The following is a 19,947-nucleotide window of genomic DNA, read 5'->3' on the forward strand; positions in this document are numbered from 1 at the left end:
GCGTTCGGCGGTGTTCATGCGGAAAAGACCGCACGGACCGACCCCAGTCCGTCGATGCGCGCCTCGAACGCGTCTCCCGGCTTCACCGGCACCAGCGGCCCGAGCGCGCCGGTCAGCACCACCTCGCCGGCCCGCAGCGGCCGCTCGCCGCTCCCCAGCGCCGTCGCCAGCCAGACGGCGGCGTTCAGCGGATGCTCCAGGCAGGCCGCGCCGGTCCCCGCCGACACCTCCCGCTCGCCGCGGGTCATCGTCATCGCGGCCCGGCGCAGGTCCAGCCCGGCCAGCGGGACCGGGGTGCCGCCGAGCACGAACGCCCCGCCGGAGGCGTTGTCGGCGATCGTGTCGACCAGCGAGATGTCCCAGTCGGCGACGCGCGAGTCGGCGATCTCGATCGCGGGCAGCGCGAAGTCCACCGCCCGGATCACGTCCACCACCGTGAACGGCCCGCCGACCAGGTCGTGGCCGAGCACCAGCGCGATCTCCGCCTCGGCGCGCGGCTGCAGGAACCGCCCCACCGGCACGGGCAGCCCGTCGAGGAAGGCCATGTCGGCGAAGAGCGTGCCGTGGTCCGGCTCGCCGACGCCGAGTTGCTTCTGGACGAGCGCGTTCGTGACGCCGATCTTCCGGCCGACCGGCCGGCGTCCCTCCTCCACGGCCCGTCGCACGTTGATCTCCTGGACCGCGTACGCGTCGCGGGCCGTGCCGATCAGGTCGCGGACCGGGGGGCACGGCTTGCCGGTGCGGGCGGCCTCGGCGAGCCGGTCGGCCGCCTGGTTCCTCGTGTCGACCGCCTCGGACCATTCGTCATACATGCGGACCGCTCCTCATCCTGGGCTCTGGTTCCCTCATGTCCGGGTATAGAACGACAGGAGGCCGAGGACAACCGTGTACCCGGCCCGCCATCCTGGACACCATGCAGCAGCGAATCGATCACGTGACCGCCCACGACGGCTCCTTCGACGTCCACCTCTGGCTGCCCGGCGGCGGCAGCGGGCCCGGCATCCTGCTGATCCAGGAGATCTACGGCGTCGGGCCGTACATCGCGAAGGTGGCCGAGAACCTCGCGGCGCGGGGCTATGTCGTGGCCGCGCCCGATCTGTTCTGGCGGCTGCGCCCGCACTGGGTGGGCGAACACACCCCGGAGGGCACCGCCGCCTCGATCGAGCTGGCCGCCGGCTTCGACCTGCCGCAGGGCGTCGCCGACTGCGCGCTCACCCTGGCCCACCTCGGCGAGCTGCCCGAGGTGACGGGCGGGTTGGGGGTGCTCGGGTTCTGCCTGGGCGGCTCGGTGGCGTACATGCTGGCCACGCAGGCCCGGCCGGCCGCCGTGCTGTCCTTCTACGGCTCCGCCGTGCCGGAGGCGACGGGGTTGATGGAGCGCATCGACTCGCCGCTGCTGCTGGTCTTCGGCGGCAGCGATCCGTATATTCCGCGCGAACGGGTGGCCGCCGTGGAGCGCGCGGCGGCGGACCGGGCGAACGTGCGGATGCACGTGGAGGAGAAGGCGGGGCACGCCTTCCACAACAGCGAGTCGCCGATGTTCCACCAGCCGGAGCCGGCCGCGCGGGCGTGGGAGGCCGCCACGGCGTTCCTGGACGAGCACCTGCCCGCCCGCTCCTGACGGCGCCGCGGGGGCCCTGTCCGGGAGGCCACCTTCTCGTACCTTCGGGTGCCGCCCTCGTGGTCCGATGCCGCGAACCCCGGGTTATGGGGAAATGTCATCATCGCGGGGGTCCTCGCGCTCCCCGTGGCCGGCGCGGCGGCGCTCCCGCTCGCCCGCCGCCGCGCCCGCGCCGGGCACCATCCCGTGCCCATCCACCTGGGCCGGGGTGCTCGCCGCCCCGGTTACCCAACGCTGGCGGGACGGCCGGATACCGGACCGCCCCGTTCCGCGTTTACGGCCGGTCGAAACACCGCTTCGTTCACCACATGGGCACGATCCGCTCAAATAAAGCTCGGTACCAACCTCCGTATCTGTGCGATCGTGGACAAGAGGGGGCAAGTTCTCTGGAGACGCCAAACCCGGTTGGTGACAGAGGGTGGTCAAACGTGTCCGAATCCCCGGTTCCCCACGATCTTCCGATCTATCGACGCATCGCCGACGGCCTCCGCGCCCGGATCCTCTCCGGCGAACTGCGCGACGGGGACCGGTTGCCCGGCGAGAACACGTTGATGGCCGAGTACTCGATCGCCCGCGCCACCGCCAGGCAGGCGCTCGCCGTCCTCATCAACGAGGGCCTCGCCGTGCCCAAACGCGGCTCCGGCGTGTACGTCCGGCTGTTCAAGCCGATCCGCAGGCACGGCTCCCGGCGGCTGTCCCGGGAGCAGTGGGGCGAGGGCAACGCCATCTGGGACGCCGACTCCCGCGGCCGGCCCTTCGCCGTGGACGAGGTCGAGGTCGTACGGGAGCGGGCCTCGGACGAGGTGGCCCGCGTGCTCGACGGCGCCGAGGTGTGGGTACGGCGGCGCCGCTACTCCGTCGACGGACGGCCCGTGCAGCTCGCCACGTCGTTCTTCCCCGCCGAACTGGTCGAGGACAGCGCCGTCACGGCCGCCGACACCGGCCCCGGCGGCGTCTACGCCAGGCTGTCGGACCTCGGCGCGGCCCCCGCGCACTTCACCGAGGAGATCCGCGCCAGGATGCCCGCCCCGCGGGAGAGCGAGCTGCTCGGCCTGCCGGGCGGCACTCCGGTCATCGTCATCGCCCGCACCGCCTACACCGCCGGAGGCAGGCCCGTCGAGTACAACGAGATGGTGCTCGACTCCGCGGCGTACGTCCTGCAGTACGACTTCGACGCGTAGGTCAAGATGTTGTCAAGCGATAGGTTGACCTGTCTTCCGAGATCCTAGACATCTCTAGAGATGTGCCGCACTCTGCAAGGGAGACGGCACCTCGCCTGGGGCTCCCGGGAGGATGAGCAGATGTCCTTTGACCGGCACCTCGCCGACATCGCCCGGGAGTTTCCCCAGTGGACCATCTGGCGGAGCGACGCGGGCCGCTGGTGGGCGACCCGCCACCACCCGCTCAGTGACGCGCAGCGCGACGCCGGCTACGCGATGACCATCGACGCGGACGACCCCGCCGCGCTGCGCGACCAACTCCGGGATCAAGAGGGCACGACCGACGACCACGAGAGCGGGGCCGGTGAGAGTGAGGGGTGCACCGGCCCCGCCTCGCCCTAGCGCCCGGCCGCCCGCACCGGCCCTCCTCCGGCCGGACGGGGCGGCGGCAGGCGCACATGAGCAGCCCGGTGCCGGGTCCAGCGTCTCGGCGGCCTCGGCACCGGGCCCCCAGCGGGGCCCTACGAAGACGGGGCCACGGACGCGGAAGCCTCCGACCCGATCGGGGGCGGAGGCTTCCGCTCGGCCGACGCGCTACTTGCGCACCTCCGACAGGCGGCCGATGTTGACGTCGGTGTCGTCGGAGACCTCCCGGCGCACCGGCGCCGTGACGGGCTCGTGCTCGTCCGCGACGATGATCCGCACGTCGTCGTCCGGTGCGGGCTGCCCGGGCTCACCGGTCGCACCGCTCTCACCGGAGTCCCCCGCTTCACCGGCCGCCAGCGCGCGCACCTCCGCGCCGCCCTCGGCCGCCTGACCCCGGGCCTGCGCCCCGCCGTCCGGTCCGGTGATCTCCCTCGGCGGGACGGCGGGCTCCACGACCAGCGGCCCGGCCGCGTTCTCGGCGTGCATCAGGTCGCCCAGCACCGAACCGATCTCGGCCAGCCTGCGCACGACCTCGCTGTGCGTGTTGCTCAGGTACTCGACGCGGCGGCCGGCGTGCTCGTCGAGGGCGGCGACCCGCTCCCGGGCGGCCGTGAGCGTCGACTCCGCCTCGTGGCGGGCCGCGGCCACGGTCTGCGCCGCCTCCGCGTTCGCGGCCTCGCGAAGCCGTTCGGACTCCTGCTGGGCCACCGTCACCAGGCGCTCGGCCTCCGTGTTCGCCCCGAGCAGCGTGTCCTCGGCCTCCTGGCGCGCGCTGCCCAGCTTCTCGTCGGCGTCGGCGCCCGCCTGCGCCAGCATCCGCTCGGCCGCCGCGGTCGCCTCGTGCACCCGCCGCTCGGCCTCCGCCTGCGCGGAGCTGAGGAGGTTGTCGGCCGTCTCGCGGGCGGACGTCAGCACCCGGTCGGCCTCCGACCTTGCGGCGTCACGCACGCTGGCCGCCTCGGCCTCGGCCTCCTCCCGCTTGGCCGCCGCCTCCTCCTCGCCCAGCTTGAGTATCTGCGCGAGCCTGGGGCTGAGGTCCTCGTAGCTCTGTGGTCCCTCGACCATGCGCCGCCGGGCCTCCGCCAGCTCCAGGCGACCCTGCTCCGCCTGCTCGATCGCCCGGGCCAGCCGCTCCTCCAGATCCCGGATCTGGTTGCGGGTGCGCATCATGTAGTCGTGGACCTGGCGGCGGTTGTAGCCGCGCATGACCACCTCGAAGGTGTCCTCTTGCATCAGGTCGGGGAAGCTCTCGTGCTGGTTTGTCATGGGGTACCTAAGGATTCGCGTGAGGCGGGGGAAAACTGCGGGTTGTGAGGGTCTGGCGACGAGACGTCAGGAAACGACTTTCCTGCCATCTGCCCACGTCCGCAACCCGAACGCCAGACCTGGGGCGGGAATTACGATGTGACGGGTGTACATCGCAGCATTGGACGGCGGAGCGACCCCGGACATCCATCCCGAGGCGTACATCGCGCCCGGCGCCGTCGTGGTCGGCGACGTCCGGGTGGGCCGGGCGTCGAACATCTGGTACGGCTCCGTTCTCCGGGGTGACGACGAGCGGATCGAGATCGGCGAGGAGTGCAACGTGCAGGACCTGTGCTGCCTGCACGCCGACCGCGGCGAGCCGGCGGTCCTGGAGTCCCGCGTGAGCCTGGGTCACAAGGCCATGGTGCACGGCGCCCACGTGGAGCGTGGCGCGCTGATCGGCATCGGCGCGATCGTGCTCGGCGGCGCCCGCGTCGGCGCGGGCACGCTCGTCGCGGCCGGAGCCCTGGTCGGCCCGGGCAAGACGATCCCGGCCGGGGTACTCGTGGCCGGGGTCCCGGGCAGGATCGTGCGCGAACTCACCGACGACGACCGCGCCTCCTTCGCCCGCACACCCGACAGCTACATGGCCAAGGCACTCCGGCACCGCCAGGCGACACCTCTGTCGTGACGGCGGCCCCTCGACGTGCCCCCCTTTTGTCACCATAACGGACGATCTGCCGGGTAGACGCTCGCCGCCGCCCCGCGCCCGGCCAGTACGATGGCCGCCGTGCGCCCGTGGGATGCGTTCACCGCCACCGAAGCGGAGGTCCGCGCGCTGGTCGCGGACCCGCGCTGGGAGCGGCTGCCCGTGCCCGCGCGGGCCGAGGCGATCGCGTCCAGGACCCTGGTGACGCCCGACGGCGACCGCTGGCTCTTCGGCGCGCACGCCCGCTGGCACCTGCACGACCCTGCCGACGGCCGCTGGCACCTGGCGCCACCCCCGCGCGGCGCCCGCGTGCGCCGCGCCGGGCACGCCGCCGCGGTGCTGCCCGCCCGGGTCATCCCCCGGGGTCCCGACTTCGCCGCCGAGCCGGGCTCGACGCAGGCGTTCGTCGGGCCGGACGTGCCCGCCCACGTGACCGAGCAGATCCGCGTGCTGGTGCGCGCCGCCGGTCGCAGGTCCGAGCTGGACTTCCCGCTGACCGCGTTCGACGAGGTCCTCGCCGGTGACGTGCCGAGCACGGTCGCCGCCGTGTGGGGGACCGTCATGTGGTGCGCGTACGCGCCCGCCTTCGACGGCAACGAGCGGCTGCTCACCGTCTTCGGCGAGTACCTGCGCCGCCCGCTGCCCGGTGACGAGTGGGTGCGCTGGGTGCCCGCCCCGCCGCTGCTCGACCTCGTGCGGCTCGTCGCCGAACGGATGCGCGCCGGCCGGCCCCGCGAGGCGCTGCGGCTGGCCGCCGTGACGGCCGACACCGCCCACATCCTGCTCGCCGACGCCCGCTTCAGGCCGCGCGCGCTGGCGCTGCTGACGATGGTCGAGCCCGCGCTCAACCGGCCCGGCCTGGACGAGCCCGCCGCCCGGCGCGACGACGAGTCGGTACGCCGGGCCTGGCTGGAGCGCTGCCCGTCCCGGCTGCGACGCGCCATCCTGGCCGAGACCGACCCTCGCGCGCATTTCAGCCACACGGTGTACGACCTGGTGGAGGCGCTGTCGTTCACCCCCGACCCGACGCGGGCCGCGGCGACGCTGCTGGCCGACCTGTCCGACTCCAAGGGGCTGCTGCCGGGACTGCTCGACCACCGGCTCAGGCACGCCTACGACGAGTTGTCCCGCGCGGGACTCACCGGCACCTCCGCCGCCGAACACACCCAACCGGACGGCTTCCCCGTCCTCGGCCCCGCCCAGCCCCTCCCGTTCCCTCACCGCCCCACCACCCCGCCCCGCCCCACCGGGCCCTTCCCCGCCCCGGGCCAGCTCCGGCGGACAGGCCCGCTCCAGGACACGGGACCGCTCCAGGACACCGGCCCGCTCCAGGGCACCGGGCCGCTCCAGGAAAGGGGCCCGCTCCGCGACACGGGGCCGCTCCAGGAAGGGGGCCCGCTCCATCCGACGGGCCCGCGCCTCCCCGCCACCGGTCACTTCATGAGCCCGGACGACGCCGGCCACCCCACGGGTGGAGGCCACCCGACAGGGTTCAAGACCCGGTGGGGCGTCAGCGCGGTGCCGGCGGCGGCCAGGAAGGCGCGGGAGGCCCTGTCGAGGCTGCCGCGCCGGCCCGTGGTGTCGGGGTTCGAGATCGAGCCGCCCGACCGGGAGAGCGCGGCGGCCGTGCTGGGGGCCGCGTACGCCGCCGGGCTGGCCTGGCGGGGCGTGAGTGGAGCGCGGGTGCCGGACCGCGGGTTCGCGGGGCAGGCCGCGCTGGTGCTGCGGATCGTCCACGAGCGCGACGACATCCACCCTTAAACCACGAATACCGCTATTTCCTCATCACCTCACCCATATCCCCCTATCACGCTGGGCAGCAGACAATTCGCTGAATTGTGATCTCTGCTTCGGGAAATGATCCCCCTGGGGCCAGGGTGACGCCGAAAGGAATGACTCCGATGGGCCATGTCGCCCGAAGGGCCTGCGCCGTAACCTCGTAGAGGGTGTGGGCTGCGGAAGGAAGGACGACGCGGTGGGGCACGACGACCTGGACTCTCGGGTCCACGACCGTGTCGCGTTGGACGAGATTGCGCTCTACGCCGAGGTGCTTACCGCTGTCGCTATCAGCGAGCGGCGGCTGACCTTGGACGAGCTCGACGACGCGCTCGGATTGCGGACTTCGGCCTGAAAAGATCAACAGATTCGGTCCCGGACTCCTGAGGGGTCCGGGACCGCGTTTGGGATGGCTCACTTCATCCCAGATGACTAGTCAGTCAAACGATCTTTCTCTACCGGATTCGCCCGCTTCTCGGGATTCGCCCCGGGAGACGCGTCACGAACGGACGAGTCGCGCGATCGCGGCCGAGGCCTCCTTGACTTTCGCCTCCGCCTCGGGGCCGCCGTTGTTGATCGCATCGGCGACGCAGTGGGAGATGTGCTCCTCCAGCAGGCCTAGCGCCACCGCCTGCAGGGCGCGCGTCGCCGCCGACACCTGGGTGAGGATGTCGATGCAGTAGGCGTCCTCGTCGACCATGCGCTGCAGGCCCCTGATCTGGCCCTCGACCCGCCTGAGCCTCGTCAGGTACGCCTGTCTGTCCGCAGTGTAGCCATGCATGCCTCCACGATACCCGTATCCCGTATGGTGTCAGCGGAGTTCGGAGATCAGCTTCTCCCACTGCGGGGCGACCTCGTGGGCGGCGTGCCGGACGGCCGTCTCCAGCGCCCCGGCGGCCAGCGAGCGCCGCCTGCGTTCGTCGTCGATCAGCGCGAGCAGCGCGGCGGCCAGCAGTTCCCGATCCTCGGCGGCGGTCTCGGGGACCAGCACGCCGTTGTAGCCGGTCGCCACGAACTCAGCCGGCCCCCTGGCCCCCTCGAACGCCACCACCGGCACCCCGCACCCCATGGCCTCCAGCACCGTCATGCCCAGGTCGCCGCTGCGCGAGGTGTTGGCCACGATCGACGCCTTGGCGAACTCGCCCGCCAGGTCGGGCGTGGTGCCCATGAAGTAGACGTGGTTGTGCAGGTCGAGGTCGCTGACCAGCTCACGCAGCCGCCGCTCCTCGGGGCCGCCGCCGTACAGCCTCAGCCGCCAGTCGGGCCGCTTGTCGGCCACCGTGGCGAACGCCCTGATCAGCCGGTCGTACGCCTTGACGGGCACCCACCGGCCGCCCGCCGCGACGATGCGGTTGTCCATCCGGGAGCGCGGCCACGGCCCGGTCGGCAGCGCGTCGGGCACGGTCTGCACCACCGGCCCGCCCTCCAGCAGCCCGGTCCACTCGGACCCGGTGCTCTCCGTGGCCGTGACGACGGCGTCGAGCCTGGGATAGAACCTCTTCACCGGCGCGGGCACCGAGGGGCGGCTCCACTCGCGGGCCAGCTTGAGCACCTCGCGCGGCGCGTGCCTGGCCGCCTGGACACCCAGGGACGGCCTGGTCGTGATCAGCACGTCGGATCTGAGCGTGCGCAGCAGCCGCCACAGCGCGACCTCGGTGCGCATCTGGCCGCGCGGCAGCAGGTGGCGCACGCCGGGCCGGGTGTCGATCACCGAGCGCATCGTGACGCCGGGAGCCACGGGGAAGAACGGCTTGTCCCGGTGCCGCCTGATGCTGATCACCTCGACGTCGTGCCGTTCGGCGAGCGCCCCGGCCAGGTTGAGCGTGGAGCGGACGTCGCCGCGCATGCCGTACGCGGAGGAGAGCATCAGGCTGATCTTCACCCGCCCACCTCGATGCGCAGCTCGTCGTCGGCGGTGTAGCAGGGCCGGATGGGCACGCCGTCGATCCGGGCCGACGGATAGTGCAGGCGGCGGCGTTTGCCGTCGACGTCGTCGAGGCGGGAGCCGAGCTTGAGCGGCCTGGCCACGCCCTCGACCTCCAGCGACGGCTCCCACGTACCGGACCCGCCGGGGTCGGCGGCGAGCACGTCCACCAGCGAGAAGGCGGCGTGGAAGCGCACCCCCTGCACGGTGGCCGAGGCGCGCACCATCGAGTCGTCGGACTGCCTGCGCTGCAGCGACAGCCGGGCCTCGTGCCGCGCGTCGTCGTCGGCCAGCCCGGTGAAGGCCAGCAGCCCCGTCACCTCGAAGCGGCCCTCCCGGAACCAGATCGCGCGCACCTCGGCGGCCGGCTCGGCGTCGGAGATCTTCAGGGCGAGGTAGCCGTTGCGCGTGCGGTAGGAGCGGTAGGCCATGGTCCGCCTGCACAGCGCGTACGCGTCGAGGTGGTCGAGCGAGAAGCCCGGGTCGACGCTGCGCAGCCGGGTACGCTTGCCGTCGCGGCGCAGGTAGGTGTCCCAGCGCCCGGCGGTGAGGCTCAGGGGCGCGAGCGAGACGGCCACGCCGGCCTCCCCCGTCCAGGCTCCCGGCGTGCCGAGCAGCACGTCACGTTCGACCCCCGTCGTCCGGTGTCTGAGCACGAGCTCGGTGCCGTCCCCCAACGGCTCGTCCATGGCGAGTCTCAGCGAGAGGACGTCGGCTAGCGTGACTTCCGCGTCTGTGACCACGACGCGCATCGCGAGCCCCCTCCCCGTCGAATGAAGCCATGCGTCGTTGAGGTTACCGTGATTTTCCCGTTATGTGGATGGCGGATTTTCTCCGCTTCGCCCTCCTGACATGCGGAACTCCTCCACAAGAGCTGTGGAGGAGTCCGACTTTCCCGCGTCAGGAAGGGGTCTTGACCGATTTGATCAACAGCTGGGCCACGTCCACGACCTCAAGGGACTCCTTCGCCTCGCCGCTGTTCTTCTTCTCGTTGATGGCGTCGCCGAGCATCACCATGCAGAACGGGCAGGCGGTCGAGACGGTGTCGGGATCGGTGGTCAGCGCCTCGTCCACCCGCTCGGTGTTGATGCGCTTGCCGATGCGTTCCTCCATCCACATGCGCGCGCCTCCGGCGCCGCAGCAGAAGCCGCGGTCCTTGTGACGGTGCATCTCCTGGGTCTGCACGCCCGGCACCCTGGACATGATGTCGCGCGGCTGGGAGTAGACCTTGTTGTGGCGGCCGAGGAAGCACGGGTCGTGGTAGGTGATCTTCTCCTCGATCGGCGTGACGGGAACCAGCTTGCCCTCGTCCACCAGCCTGGCCAGCAACTGGGTGTGGTGCACGACCTCGTACGTGCCGCCGAGCTGCGGATACTCGTTGGCCAGCGTGTTGAAGCAGTGGGGGCAGGTGGCGACGATCTTCTTGACGCCGGCCTCGTTCAGCGTTTCGATGTTCTGCTGCGCCAGCATGTTGAACAGGTACTCCATGCCCAGGCGGCGGGCCGGGTCACCGCTGCACGCCTCCATCGGGCCGAGCACGGCGAACTTCACGCCCGCGATGTGCAGCAGCTCCGCGACGGCCTTGGTGGTCTTCTTGGCCCGGTCCTCCAGGGCTCCCGCGCAGCCGACCCAGAACAGGTATTCGGCGTCCTCGGGCATCTTGTCCTCGACGACCTCGACCTCGAAGTCGAGTTCGGCGATCCAGTCGGCCCGCTTCATCTCGGACATGCCCCACGGGTTGCCCTTGTTCTCCAGGTTCTTCACCATCACGCCCGCCTCGGACGGGAACGACGACTCGACCATCACCTGGTAGCGGCGCATGTCGAGGATGTGGTCGATGTGCTCGATGTCGACCGGGCACTGCTCGACGCAGGCGCCGCAGTTGGTGCACGACCACAGCACGTCCGGGTGGATGACGCCGTCCTCGCCGACGAGCGGCTTGTCCAGCAGTGCCAGCACGTCGGTGTCGGCGTGCTCGGTGGGGGCGCCGGCCAGCAGGTACGGGGCCACCTTGAAGGCGTGGTCACGCTGGTCGAGGATGAGCATCTTCGGCGAAAGGGGCTTGTCGGTGTTCCACGCCGGGCACTGCGACTGGCAGCGGCCGCACTCGGTGCAGGAGTAGAAGTCGAGGAAGCCCTTCCACGTCGTGTCGCCGATCTTGCCGCGGCCCAGCCGTTCGGGGTCGAGGTCCTCGTCCTCGAAGTCGACCGGCTTGCCGTCCACGCGTAGCTCGGGCGCGGCGCCCATGGCATCGGGGCGACGCGAGAAGAGCACGTTCAGCGGCGCGGTGAAGATGTGCAGGTGCTTGGAGTTCACCACGATGACCAGGAACACCAGCATGAAGCCGATGTGCAGGAGCAGCGCGATCTGCTCCAGCAGGTGGCCGGCCGGGAGGACGTCGCCCAGGGCGATCGAGACGAAGGCGCCCGAGCTGTAGGGCAGGTTGCCGTTGGCCGCCGCCGCGCCGCGCGCCAGGAAGAGCGTCCAGATGATGTTGAAGATCATGAACAGCACGAGCCAGGCGCCGCCCAGGTGGGAGCCGGAGAAGCGCGACCTGCGGCCCAGCGTCTTCGGCGAGTTCCTGATCCGGATGACGGCGAACGCGACGAGGCCGAGCAGGCAGGCGACGGCGATGAAGTCCTGCAGGAAGCCGAGCACCGCCCACTGCCCGATGAGCGGGATGTGGAAGTCAGGCCGCCCGGTGATCGCGCCCTGGATGATCGCGCCGTACGCCTCGATGTAGACGGTCAGCAGGATGAAGAAGGCCCACATGACGAAGAAGTGGGCCACGCCGGACGGCGTCCACTTGAGCAGTTTCTTCTGGCCGAACACCTCGACGAGCTGCGCCTTGACCTCGTCGGCCGCGTGCGCCTTGGCGTACTCGACCCGCTCGGGGGCGGGTGGGCCGACCGTGGCCAGCTTGTACAGGAACATCGTCCGGCGGCCGGCCACGGCTACCGCCAGGACGGTCATGATGAGTCCGATGATGGCTACCCAGAGCACGGGCCCTCCCACAGACGACGTTGGCTGCCAGCGTACGGACGCCGGTCATCCACGCGATGACCAGGTCGCCCCAGAATCCTACCCGCGAGTAACATTCTGGGGTAATGCGACCCACCCTATGGGTCGCCGACCTTCCGGAACAGTGCTCTACCCCGTGAAATAGCGCTGGACCGTCGGCGCCAGCAGCTCGACGAGCTCCTCCGGGTCAGCGCTGGCCATCGGCTCCAGCCTGAGCACGTAGCGGGCCATCAGCACGCCGAACATCTGCGCGAACGCCGCCTCGACGCGCAGGTGCGGCACGTCCAGCAGCTGGCTCACCCGCAGCAGCAGCGCGTTGGAGACGAACTCGCGGAACATCGCGGCCGCCTGCTCGTGGGTCATCGCCGAACGGATGAGCGCGATCATCGGCTCGCGCGTCTCGGGCGTCGCCGTGACCGTCAGGATGAGCCTGACCAACCGCTCCCCGATCAGCTCCCGCGGCCCGTCGAGCACCGCCGGCACGATCACCTCGGGGCTGAGCGGCAGCCGCATCGCCGCCGCGAACATGCCGTCCTTCGTCTCGAAGTAGTGGTGCACGAGCGCCGGATCGACCCGCGCCTCCCGCGCGATGCCGCGCACCGTTGCCTTGTCGAAGCCCTTCTCGGCGAACACCCGCCGCGCCGCCGCCAGGATCTCACCGCGCGTGTCGGCCGAACCGGGCCTGCGGCCCGGCCGTCGCCCGGTCGTCACCGCCCCACCGCCAGGTAGACGCGCATCGGCACCGACACCACACCCCCGGGGAACGTTCCGCGCAGCCGGGCCCGCTGCCGGTCCACCAGCGCGTCGGCCGCCTCCGGCGGCAGCTCCGCCATGTAGGAGTGGGAGCGCATGCCGAGCAGGAACTCCTCGATGCCGGCCAGCCGGGTCCACGGGATCCAGCGCTCGGCGACCACCTCGAAGGCCGCGGCGATGGGCGGCACCGACCACTCCTCCAGCGCCTGCCCCCAGTAGGCCGGGCACTCCTGGGCGAGCAGCGCCTCGTGGGCGGCCAGCCAGTCGGCCTGCCGGGCGTCGCTGAGGTTCCAGCAGCCGACGATGACGCCGCCGGGCCGCAGCACCCGCCTCGCCTCGGCGATCGAGGCCACCGGGTCGAGCCAGTGCCACGACTGCGCGTACGTCACCAGGTCGGCCACCCCGTCGGCCAGCGGCAGCGCGTTGCCGTCGGCCCGCACCGCCGCCGTGCCGGCGTCCTGCCCGGAACGGGACACCAGGCGGGTCAGCATCTCGGCGCTCGGGTCGACCGCGACCACCCGTGACCCGCGCGCCCGCAGGGCGCGCGTCAGGATGCCCGTGCCCGCCCCGACGTCCACCGCCGTCGCGCCGGCCGGCTCGACGCCCGACACCTCCGCCAGCACGGCGAACAGCTCGTCGGGGTAGGACGGGCGGCCCGCGTCGTAGGCGTCGGCGACCCCGTCGAACACCCGGGCCAGCTCGCGCATCGGCCCCACGCTCATGCCGAGGCCGCCAGGTGCAACCGGGCGAACGCGAGCGCCTCGGCCAGGTCGTCGATCCGCTCGGTGCGGCTGGCCGCCTTGCGCGTGTTGATCTCCAGCACGACCAGGCCCGTGTAGCCGGAGCCGGCCAGCCGTTCGAGGATCTGCGCGCACGGCTGGTTGCCCCGGCCGGGCACGAGATGCTCGTCCTTGTTGGTCACGCCGACACCGTCGGCCAGGTGCAGGTGGGCCAGCCGGTCACCGAGCTTGGTCGCCATCTCCATCGCGTCGGAGCCGGATACGGCGGTGTGCGACAGGTCGAGGGTGACCTGCGGGAAGTCGAAGTCGATGGGGTTCCAGTCGGGAGAGTAGGGCACCACGTCGTTGTTGCGCGCCCGCAGCGGGAACATGTTCTCCACCGCGAACGTGACGTCGGTCTCCTCCCGCATGCGGGCGAGGCCGGTCTCGAAGTCGCGCGCGTAGTCGCGCTGCCAGCGGAACGGCGGGTGCACCACCACCGCCGAGGCGCCCAGCCGCTCGGCCGCCTTGCGCGCCCTGACCAGCTTGGCCCACGGGTCGCGGCCCCACACGCGCTGCGTGACCAGCAGGCACGGCGCGTGAATGGCGAGCACGGGCACCTGATAATGATCGGAGAGCCGCTCGATCACGTCGATGTCCTGGCTCACCGGGTCGGCGCCGACCATGATCTCGACACCGTCGTAGCCCAGGCGGGCGGCCAGTTCGAACGCGTCGGGGGTGCGTTCGGGGTATACCGAGGCGGTGGACAATGCGATCTTCGCATTGGGCACGCGGATGACATCAGCCACCTTGCCAGCCTAAGCCGGTGACACGGTTCTGGCGCGCGACCCCTACGGTTGGGTCATGCCCCGGATCGCCAAAGGCGCCGTCCCGAGCCCCAACATCTGGAACACGCCGCAGGTCTACGAGCTGGAGAACCGCGCCGTCGACCCGGACGGCGCGGCCGACGCCGCCATGCGGGCGCTGCGGTCGTGGGCCGGCGGCACGGTGCTCGACATCGGCTGCGGCACCGGCTACCACCTGCCCGCCCTCGCCGCCGACGCGGCCAGGGTCGTCGGCGTCGAACCCCACGGCGACCTGGTCGCGCTGGCCCGCCGCCGCTGCGCCGCCCTGGCAGGCGTCGAGGTGCACGCCGCCGCGGCCCAGGACCTGCCGCTGCCCGACTCCTCGGTGGACGTGGCGATCGCGCGCTGGGCGTACTTCTTCGGCCCCGGCTGCGAGCCCGGCCTGCGCGAACTGTCGCGGGTGGTGCGGCGGGGCGGCGCGGCCTTCGTCATCGACCTGGACGCGACGCGGGGGGCCTTCGGGCGGTGGTTCTCCCGTACGGTGCCGGGCTACGACGCCCGCGCCGTGGAGGCCTTCTGGACCCGGCACGGCTGGCAGCGGCAGCCGCTCGACCTGCGGATGGCGTTCGAGCGGCGGGCCGACCTGGAGGCGGTGCTGCGCATCGAGTTCGCGCCGAAGGTGGCCGAGCGGGCGATCGCCGAGACGCCCGGCCTGGAGCTGGCCTATCCGAACGTGCTGCGCTGGCGGCACTTCTAGGGCTTGACCTTGACGCCGGTGTCAAAGTTTACGGTGGTGGCATGCGCATCGGAGAGCTGGCCGGGCGTACGGGAGTGAGCACCCGTTCGCTCCGCTATTACGAGCAGAACGGCCTGCTCACCGCCCGGCGCGGGGCCAACGGCTACCGCGACTACACCGAGGACGACGTCCGGCTGGTGGCCGAGATCCGCTCACTGCTGGCGGTCGGCTTCACGCTGGAGGACACCCGGCCGTTCGTCGACTGCCTGCGCGCCGGGCACGGCTCGGGCGGCGCCTGCGGCGACTCCGTCGCCGTCTACCGGCGCAAGCTGGCCGAGATCGACGACGAGATCCGCGTCCTGCTCGCCCGTCGCGCCGAGGTCGCGGCCCAGCTCGGCGAGTCATGCGCCGGCTGCTTCTTCAAGGGAGGACGATGATGATCACGTTGACCGCGGACAACTTCGACGAGCAGGTGCTGGGCGGCGACAAGCCGGTGCTGGTCGACTTCTGGGCCGAGTGGTGCCCGCCCTGCCGGATGGTCGCCCCGGTGCTCGCGGAGATCGAGGCGGAGCACGGCCTGACCGTCGGCAAGCTCAACACCGACGAGCACCCCTCGATCATGGCCCGCTACGGCGTGCTGAGCCTGCCGACGCTGCTGCTGTTCGAGAACGGCGAGCCGGTCAGGCAGATCGTCGGCGCCCGGCCCAAGCGCATGCTCGTCTCCGACCTCGGCCTGGCCTGATCCGGATTGTCGGCGCGGGCCGCTAGCCTGCTCCGCATGGCCAAGACTGCCCCGAAGCCCGGATACCGCTGCGCCGAGTGCGGCTGGCGCACCACCAAGTGGGTGGGCAGGTGCGGCGAGTGCCAGGCGTGGGGCACCGTCGACGAGGAGGGCGCCCGCGCCGGCGTCAACGTCGTCCAGGCGGGCGCCACCACCGCGCCGGCGATGCCCATCGGCCAGGTCAAGGCCGAGGTGGCCGCCGCGCGCACCACCGGCGTGGCCGAGCTCGACCGGGTGCTCGGCGGGGGCCTGGTCCCCGGCGCCGTCATCCTGCTGGCCGGTGAGCCGGGCATCGGCAAGTCCACGCTGCTGCTGGAGGCGGCCGCCCGCATGGCCGAGGGCGACACCGTCCTCTACGTCACGGGTGAGGAGTCGGCCGCGCAGGTGCGGCTGCGCGCCGACCGCATCGGCGCGATCCGCGACCGCCTCTACCTCGCCGCCGAGACCGAGCTGTCGGCCCTGGTCGCCCATGTCGAGAAGGTGCAGCCCCGGCTGCTCGTCGTCGACTCGGTGCAGACCATCGGCTCGGCGCAGGCCACCGGCGTCCCCGGCGGAGTCACCCAGGTCCGCGAGGTCGCCGCCAACCTGGTGCGGCTGGCCAAGGAGCGCAACATGGCGACGGTGCTCGTCGGCCACGTCACCAAGGAGGGCTCCATCGCGGGGCCGCGCACGCTGGAGCACCTGGTCGACGTGGTGCTCAACTTCGAGGGCGACCGCCACTCCCGGCTGCGCATGGTCCGCGCGATCAAAAACCGCTACGGCCCGACCGACGAGGTGGGCTGCTTCGACCTGCACGAGCGCGGCATCGAGGGCATCACCGACCCGAGCGGGCTGTTCGTCTCCCGGCGCAGCAGCCCCGTGCCCGGCACCTGCGTGACGGTGACGGTCGAGGGCACCCGCCCGCTGCCCGCCGAGGTGCAGGCGCTGGTCGCCCGCACCGAGGCGCAGCAGCCGAGGCGCACCTCGTCGGGGCTCGACACCTACCGGGTGCAGATGATCCTCGCCGTCCTGGAGCGCCGGCTCAACGCCAAGCTCGGCGGCTGCGACGTGTTCACCGCGACCGTGGGCGGCATCAAGCTGGCCGACCCGGCCGTCGACCTGTCGGTGATGCTCGCCGTGGCCAGCGCCGCCGGCGACAAGCCGCTCCCGGCCGGCCTGGTGGCGCTCGGCGAGGTGGGCCTGGCGGGCGAGCTGCGCCCGGTCCAGGACGTCCGCCGGCGGCTGAGCGAGGCGGCGCGGCTCGGATTCCGGCGCGGGCTGGTGCCCGCGGGCTCCCTCGACGAGGGCGGCGTCAAGCGCAACGGCCAGCGGTCGCTGGTGCGGGTGGGGCCGGTGTCGTTCGCGCCGGGATTCGAGGTGGTGGAGGCGGAGAACGTCTGGGACGCTCTCACACACGTCACATAGCGCCGCTAAGCTGGGCGTGACGAACGACACGGGGGTCTGGTGCCAAACGACAGGAGTCTGGACGACCGCCGTCGCGAAGCCCTGGCCGCGGTGGCTCCGGGCACGCCGCTGCGCGACGGCCTGGAGCGGATCCTGCGCGGGCAGACCGGCGGGCTGATCGTGCTCGGCCACAACAGCCTCGTCGAGCAGGTGTGCAGCGGCGGGTTCGAGCTCGACGTCGAGTTCTCGGCGACCCGGCTGCGTGAGCTGGCCAAGATGGACGGCGCGATCGTGGTGAGCGACGACCACCGGATCGTGCGCGCCGCCGTACACCTCGTCCCCGACCCCGCCATCCCCACCGACGAGTCGGGCACCCGTCACCGCACCGCCCAGCGGGTCGCCCGGCAGACCGGCCTGCCGATCATCGCGATCAGCAAGTCGATGCGGATCATCGCCCTCTACCTCGACGGCATCCGCTACGTCCTGGAGGAGTCGGCGGCCATCCTGTCCAAGGCCAACCAGGCCCTGGCGACCCTTGAGCGCTACAAGCACCGCCTCGACGAGGTGTCCGGCACGCTGTCGGCGCTGGAGATCGAGGACCTGGTGACGGTGCGTGACGTCGCGGCCGTCGCCCAGCGCCTGGAGATGGTGCGCCGCATCTCCGACGAGATCAAGGGCTACGTGGTGGAGCTGGGCACCGACGGGCGGCTGCTGTCGCTGCAGCTCGACGAGCTGGTGGCGGGCGTCGACTCCGAGCGGGAGCTGGTGGTGCGCGACTACCTCCCGGCCTCGCCGGGCCGGCGTACCCGACGCCTGTCCGACGCCATGCACGACCTCGATCAGCTCTCGGGCGGCGAGCTGCTCGACCTGTCGGCCGTCGCCCACGTCCTCGGCCACGACGACGAGATCGACGGCGCGGTCAGCCCGCGCGGCTTCCGCCTGCTGGCCAAGGTGCCCCGGCTGCCGGCCACCGTCGTCGACCGCCTGGTCAACCACTTCGGCAGCCTGCAGAAGCTGCTGGCGGCCAGCATCGACGACCTGCAGGCGGTGGGCGGTGTCGGCGAGTCGCGCGCCCGCAGCGTGCGCGAGGGCCTGTCCCGCCTCGCGGAGTCGTCGATCCTCGAACGCTACGTCTGACCGCCGGGGCCCGCCGCGCGAGATCAGCGCAGGTGGAACACGCCCTTGTGGCTCTTCAGCCGCCCCATGCGCGCCACGGCCACGTACGTGCCCGGCAGCGCGGTGGGCCGGTCGGCGCGGCAGTCGGTGGTGGAGCGGCGCCGGTCCCAGTCGAGCGACCGGACGTACGGCACGCCTCGCTGCAGCTCGCGCACCTCGCCGCCCGCCCCGCTCACGCAGTCGGAGGTGGACCAGATCCGGTCGTCCCCCGAGGTGATGCGGAGCTCCATGGCCCGGGGCCCCACGTCGGCCCGGCACATCACCGGCCCGGTGTTGACGAGCGACACCAGGAAGTTCGGCCAGGCGCCCGCCGCGTACACCTCCTGCTTGCCCTGCAGGCTCAGCACCAGGTCGGCCTCCTCGCACGGCTCTCCGGGCCGTTTCTGCCTGGCGGAGGAGGCGCTGGTCTTGGGGGTGGGGTTCGGCGTGGGCGTGGGGCTCGCCGTACCGAGGGCGAGGGTGCGCAGTCCCGCGAGGAGGGGATCCGCGGCCGGGGTGGCGCTCGCCGAGGAGTCGGCGCTGGAGGAGCGCTGCGGCCCGTCACTCCCGCTGGAACAGGCCCATGCCACGACGGCCACGACCACCAGCACGGCGATGAGCACGCTCATGCGCCGCCGCCAGTAGACGTCGCCGCCCCCGTCGCCGCCGTCACGCATCGTATCCGGATCCATACGCACAGCATGCTGACGGAGTGGCTGCTTGACGCGGACGACACGCCGTCCCTTGCCATCTCGCAATACGCTGGGGCGCGTGGTTGAGCCGAACCTCCTACACGTCCCCGTTCTGGAGTGGTACGACGCCAACGCCCGGGATCTCCCGTGGCGTGCCGCCGGCGCGACGCCGTGGGGCGTGCTGGTGAGCGAGATCATGCTCCAGCAGACCCCGGTCGTGCGGGTGCTGCCGGTCTGGCACGAGTGGATGGAACGCTGGCCCACGCCCAGGGCGCTGGCCGCCGAGCCGCCGGGTGAGGCCGTGCGGCACTGGGGCCGGCTCGGCTACCCGCGCCGGGCGCTGCGGCTGCACGCCTGTGCCCGGGCCATCACCGAGGAGCACGCCGGCGAGGTGCCGTCCGACCACGCGACGCTGCTGGCGCTGCCCGGCATCGGCGAGTACACCGCCGCCGCGGTCGCGAGCTTCGCGTACGGCGGGCGGCACGCGGTGCTCGACACGAACGTGCGCAGGGTCTTCGCCCGCGCCGTGCGGGCCGAGGAGTATCCGCCGCAGGCCACGTCGGCGGCCGAGCGGCGGCTGGCGGAGGCGCTGCTGCCGGAGCTGGGCGCGGCCCGCTGGGGGGTGGCGGTGATGGAGCTGGGCGCCCTGGTGTGCACGGCCCGCTCGCCCCGCTGCGCCGACTGCCCGATCGCGCGGGTGTGCGCGTGGCGGCTGGCCGGCAAGCCGCCGCACGCGGGGCCGGCCCGCAGGGGGCAGACGTACGCGGGCACCGACCGGCAGTGTCGTGGCCGCCTGCTGGCCGTGTTGCGGGCGGCGCACGGCCCGGTGCCGAAGGAGGCGCTGGACGTGGTGTGGGGCGACGCCGTGCAGCGCGAGCGGGCCCTGGACGGTCTGGTCGCCGACGGCCTGGCGGAGCACCTGCCCGACGGGACCTTCCGGTTGCCGCACGGCTGACGGCGCGCTGAGGGCGCGCTGAGGGCACGCCGAGGGCAGGCTGAGGCGCGCGGAGGGCAGGCTGAGGCGCGCGGAGGGCAGGCTG

The 19,947-nt window shown here is 72.3% G+C and carries 22 protein-coding genes; 12 read left to right on the forward strand and 10 right to left on the reverse strand.

Annotated features, from left to right (window positions below; translation table 11 throughout):
- Positions 1 to 14 precede the first annotated feature (14 nt).
- A complete protein-coding gene (locus ACGF0J_RS29595; protein WP_393150922.1) occupies positions 15 to 812 on the reverse strand; it encodes a 2-keto-4-pentenoate hydratase in 798 nt (265 codons plus the stop codon).
- A gap of 101 nt (positions 813 to 913) precedes the next feature.
- On the opposite strand from ACGF0J_RS29595, the gene ACGF0J_RS29600 reads away from it, so the two are divergent.
- The 3 genes from ACGF0J_RS29600 (at position 914) to ACGF0J_RS29610 (ending at position 3,183) form a co-directional block, all read left to right on the forward strand.
- On the forward strand, positions 914 to 1,621 hold the full coding sequence (locus ACGF0J_RS29600; RefSeq protein ID WP_393150924.1) for a dienelactone hydrolase family protein: 708 nt from the start codon (positions 914 to 916) through the stop codon (positions 1,619 to 1,621).
- A 428-nt stretch (positions 1,622 to 2,049) separates the two neighbouring features.
- Positions 2,050 to 2,802 carry a GntR family transcriptional regulator gene (locus ACGF0J_RS29605; protein ID WP_393150926.1) on the forward strand — a complete coding sequence of 251 codons (753 nt, stop codon included), beginning with the start codon at positions 2,050 to 2,052 and terminating at the stop codon, positions 2,800 to 2,802.
- Positions 2,803 to 2,922: 120 nt separating this feature from the next.
- Complete coding sequence (locus ACGF0J_RS29610) at positions 2,923 to 3,183, forward strand: hypothetical protein (RefSeq protein WP_393150928.1); 261 nt, start codon at positions 2,923 to 2,925, stop codon at positions 3,181 to 3,183.
- Between the two features lie 192 nt (positions 3,184 to 3,375).
- Here the strand turns inward: ACGF0J_RS29610 and ACGF0J_RS29615 are convergent, their stop codons facing one another.
- Positions 3,376 to 4,473 carry a hypothetical protein gene (locus ACGF0J_RS29615; RefSeq protein WP_393150930.1) on the reverse strand — a complete coding sequence of 366 codons (1,098 nt, stop codon included), beginning with the start codon at positions 4,471 to 4,473 and terminating at the stop codon, positions 3,376 to 3,378.
- A gap of 145 nt (positions 4,474 to 4,618) precedes the next feature.
- Here ACGF0J_RS29615 and ACGF0J_RS29620 point away from each other — a divergent pair, with 145 nt between their 5' ends.
- The 3 genes from ACGF0J_RS29620 (at position 4,619) to ACGF0J_RS29630 (ending at position 7,292) form a co-directional block, all read left to right on the forward strand.
- Positions 4,619 to 5,143 carry a gamma carbonic anhydrase family protein gene (locus ACGF0J_RS29620; protein ID WP_393150932.1) on the forward strand — a complete coding sequence of 175 codons (525 nt, stop codon included), beginning with the start codon at positions 4,619 to 4,621 and terminating at the stop codon, positions 5,141 to 5,143.
- Between the two features lie 99 nt (positions 5,144 to 5,242).
- Positions 5,243 to 6,922 carry a hypothetical protein gene (locus ACGF0J_RS29625; RefSeq protein ID WP_393150934.1) on the forward strand — a complete coding sequence of 560 codons (1,680 nt, stop codon included), beginning with the start codon at positions 5,243 to 5,245 and terminating at the stop codon, positions 6,920 to 6,922.
- Between the two features lie 214 nt (positions 6,923 to 7,136).
- Positions 7,137 to 7,292 carry a hypothetical protein gene (locus ACGF0J_RS29630; RefSeq protein WP_180903870.1) on the forward strand — a complete coding sequence of 52 codons (156 nt, stop codon included), beginning with the start codon at positions 7,137 to 7,139 and terminating at the stop codon, positions 7,290 to 7,292.
- A gap of 144 nt (positions 7,293 to 7,436) precedes the next feature.
- Here the strand turns inward: ACGF0J_RS29630 and ACGF0J_RS29635 are convergent, their stop codons facing one another.
- The 7 genes from ACGF0J_RS29635 to ACGF0J_RS29665 all read right to left on the reverse strand — a co-directional run bounded on the left by ACGF0J_RS29635 (position 7,437) and on the right by ACGF0J_RS29665 (position 14,163).
- Positions 7,437 to 7,718, reverse strand: a complete 282-nt coding sequence (locus ACGF0J_RS29635) for a metal-sensitive transcriptional regulator (protein WP_393150936.1) — start codon at positions 7,716 to 7,718, stop codon at positions 7,437 to 7,439.
- A gap of 30 nt (positions 7,719 to 7,748) precedes the next feature.
- Positions 7,749 to 8,819, reverse strand: coding sequence for a glycosyltransferase (locus tag ACGF0J_RS29640; RefSeq protein ID WP_393150938.1), 1,071 nt, complete (start codon positions 8,817 to 8,819; stop codon positions 7,749 to 7,751).
- Positions 8,816 to 9,613: a hypothetical protein gene (locus ACGF0J_RS29645; RefSeq protein ID WP_393150940.1), complete on the reverse strand. Its 798-nt coding sequence runs from the start codon at positions 9,611 to 9,613 to the stop codon at positions 8,816 to 8,818. The genes ACGF0J_RS29640 and ACGF0J_RS29645 overlap by 4 nt, the downstream gene beginning before the upstream one ends.
- Before the next feature lie 148 nt (positions 9,614 to 9,761).
- Positions 9,762 to 11,864, reverse strand: coding sequence for a (Fe-S)-binding protein (locus tag ACGF0J_RS29650; RefSeq protein ID WP_393150943.1), 2,103 nt, complete (start codon positions 11,862 to 11,864; stop codon positions 9,762 to 9,764).
- Between the two features lie 147 nt (positions 11,865 to 12,011).
- Entirely contained in the window at positions 12,012 to 12,593 is a 582-nt protein-coding gene (locus ACGF0J_RS29655; RefSeq protein WP_393150945.1) for a TetR family transcriptional regulator, read from the reverse strand.
- A complete protein-coding gene (locus ACGF0J_RS29660; RefSeq protein ID WP_393150947.1) occupies positions 12,590 to 13,342 on the reverse strand; it encodes a class I SAM-dependent methyltransferase in 753 nt (250 codons plus the stop codon). Before ACGF0J_RS29660 ends, ACGF0J_RS29655 begins: the two co-directional genes overlap by 4 nt.
- 11 nt (positions 13,343 to 13,353) lie before the next feature.
- Positions 13,354 to 14,163: a sugar phosphate isomerase/epimerase family protein gene (locus ACGF0J_RS29665; protein WP_393150949.1), complete on the reverse strand. Its 810-nt coding sequence runs from the start codon at positions 14,161 to 14,163 to the stop codon at positions 13,354 to 13,356.
- 55 nt (positions 14,164 to 14,218) lie between these two features.
- Here ACGF0J_RS29665 and ACGF0J_RS29670 point away from each other — a divergent pair, with 55 nt between their 5' ends.
- From ACGF0J_RS29670 to disA, 5 genes are read left to right on the forward strand one after another with little or no spacing between them, the layout of a single operon-like run.
- On the forward strand, positions 14,219 to 14,917 hold the full coding sequence (locus ACGF0J_RS29670) for a class I SAM-dependent methyltransferase (protein WP_393150951.1): 699 nt from the start codon (positions 14,219 to 14,221) through the stop codon (positions 14,915 to 14,917).
- Positions 14,918 to 14,958: 41 nt separating this feature from the next.
- Complete coding sequence (locus tag ACGF0J_RS29675) at positions 14,959 to 15,333, forward strand: MerR family transcriptional regulator (RefSeq protein ID WP_393150954.1); 375 nt, start codon at positions 14,959 to 14,961, stop codon at positions 15,331 to 15,333.
- On the forward strand, positions 15,333 to 15,638 hold the full coding sequence (gene trxA, locus ACGF0J_RS29680) for a thioredoxin (RefSeq protein WP_393151008.1): 306 nt from the start codon (positions 15,333 to 15,335) through the stop codon (positions 15,636 to 15,638). Before ACGF0J_RS29675 ends, trxA begins: the two co-directional genes overlap by 1 nt.
- Positions 15,639 to 15,674: 36 nt before the next feature.
- Positions 15,675 to 17,081 (forward strand): DNA repair protein RadA, encoded by a 1,407-nt coding sequence (gene radA / locus ACGF0J_RS29685; protein ID WP_393150957.1) that lies wholly within the window; start codon positions 15,675 to 15,677, stop codon positions 17,079 to 17,081.
- A 39-nt stretch (positions 17,082 to 17,120) separates the two neighbouring features.
- Positions 17,121 to 18,197 (forward strand): DNA integrity scanning diadenylate cyclase DisA, encoded by a 1,077-nt coding sequence (disA, locus tag ACGF0J_RS29690; protein WP_393150959.1) that lies wholly within the window; start codon positions 17,121 to 17,123, stop codon positions 18,195 to 18,197.
- Between the two features lie 23 nt (positions 18,198 to 18,220).
- On the opposite strand, the gene ACGF0J_RS29695 is transcribed toward disA, so the two are convergent.
- A complete protein-coding gene (locus tag ACGF0J_RS29695; protein WP_393150961.1) occupies positions 18,221 to 18,907 on the reverse strand; it encodes a hypothetical protein in 687 nt (228 codons plus the stop codon).
- Between the two features lie 79 nt (positions 18,908 to 18,986).
- Here ACGF0J_RS29695 and ACGF0J_RS29700 point away from each other — a divergent pair, with 79 nt between their 5' ends.
- Positions 18,987 to 19,862 (forward strand): A/G-specific adenine glycosylase, encoded by an 876-nt coding sequence (locus ACGF0J_RS29700; RefSeq protein WP_393150963.1) that lies wholly within the window; start codon positions 18,987 to 18,989, stop codon positions 19,860 to 19,862.
- The last annotated feature ends 85 nt before the right edge of the window (positions 19,863 to 19,947 follow it).

Source organism: Nonomuraea sp. NPDC047897, from assembly GCF_043204415.1.
Classification (GTDB): domain Bacteria; phylum Actinomycetota; class Actinomycetes; order Streptosporangiales; family Streptosporangiaceae; genus Nonomuraea.

Bases quoted from the DNA above. Each gene is read 5' to 3' on its own strand.
- ACGF0J_RS29595 (WP_393150922.1), bottom strand. From the start codon at position 812: ATGTATGACGAATGGTCCGAGGCGGTCGACACGAGGAACCAGGCGGCC.
- ACGF0J_RS29600 (WP_393150924.1), top strand. From the start codon at position 914: ATGCAGCAGCGAATCGATCACGTGACCGCCCACGACGGCTCCTTCGAC.
- ACGF0J_RS29610 (WP_393150928.1), top strand. From the start codon at position 2,923: ATGTCCTTTGACCGGCACCTCGCCGACATCGCCCGGGAGTTTCCCCAG.
- ACGF0J_RS29615 (WP_393150930.1), bottom strand. From the start codon at position 4,473: ATGACAAACCAGCACGAGAGCTTCCCCGACCTGATGCAAGAGGACACC.
- ACGF0J_RS29635 (WP_393150936.1), bottom strand. From the start codon at position 7,718: ATGCATGGCTACACTGCGGACAGACAGGCGTACCTGACGAGGCTCAGG.
- ACGF0J_RS29645 (WP_393150940.1), bottom strand. From the start codon at position 9,613: ATGCGCGTCGTGGTCACAGACGCGGAAGTCACGCTAGCCGACGTCCTC.
- ACGF0J_RS29660 (WP_393150947.1), bottom strand. From the start codon at position 13,342: ATGCGCGAGCTGGCCCGGGTGTTCGACGGGGTCGCCGACGCCTACGAC.
- ACGF0J_RS29670 (WP_393150951.1), top strand. From the start codon at position 14,219: ATGCCCCGGATCGCCAAAGGCGCCGTCCCGAGCCCCAACATCTGGAAC.
- ACGF0J_RS29675 (WP_393150954.1), top strand. From the start codon at position 14,959: ATGCGCATCGGAGAGCTGGCCGGGCGTACGGGAGTGAGCACCCGTTCG.
- trxA (WP_393151008.1), top strand. From the start codon at position 15,333: ATGATCACGTTGACCGCGGACAACTTCGACGAGCAGGTGCTGGGCGGC.
- radA (WP_393150957.1), top strand. From the start codon at position 15,675: ATGGCCAAGACTGCCCCGAAGCCCGGATACCGCTGCGCCGAGTGCGGC.
- ACGF0J_RS29695 (WP_393150961.1), bottom strand. From the start codon at position 18,907: ATGGATCCGGATACGATGCGTGACGGCGGCGACGGGGGCGGCGACGTC.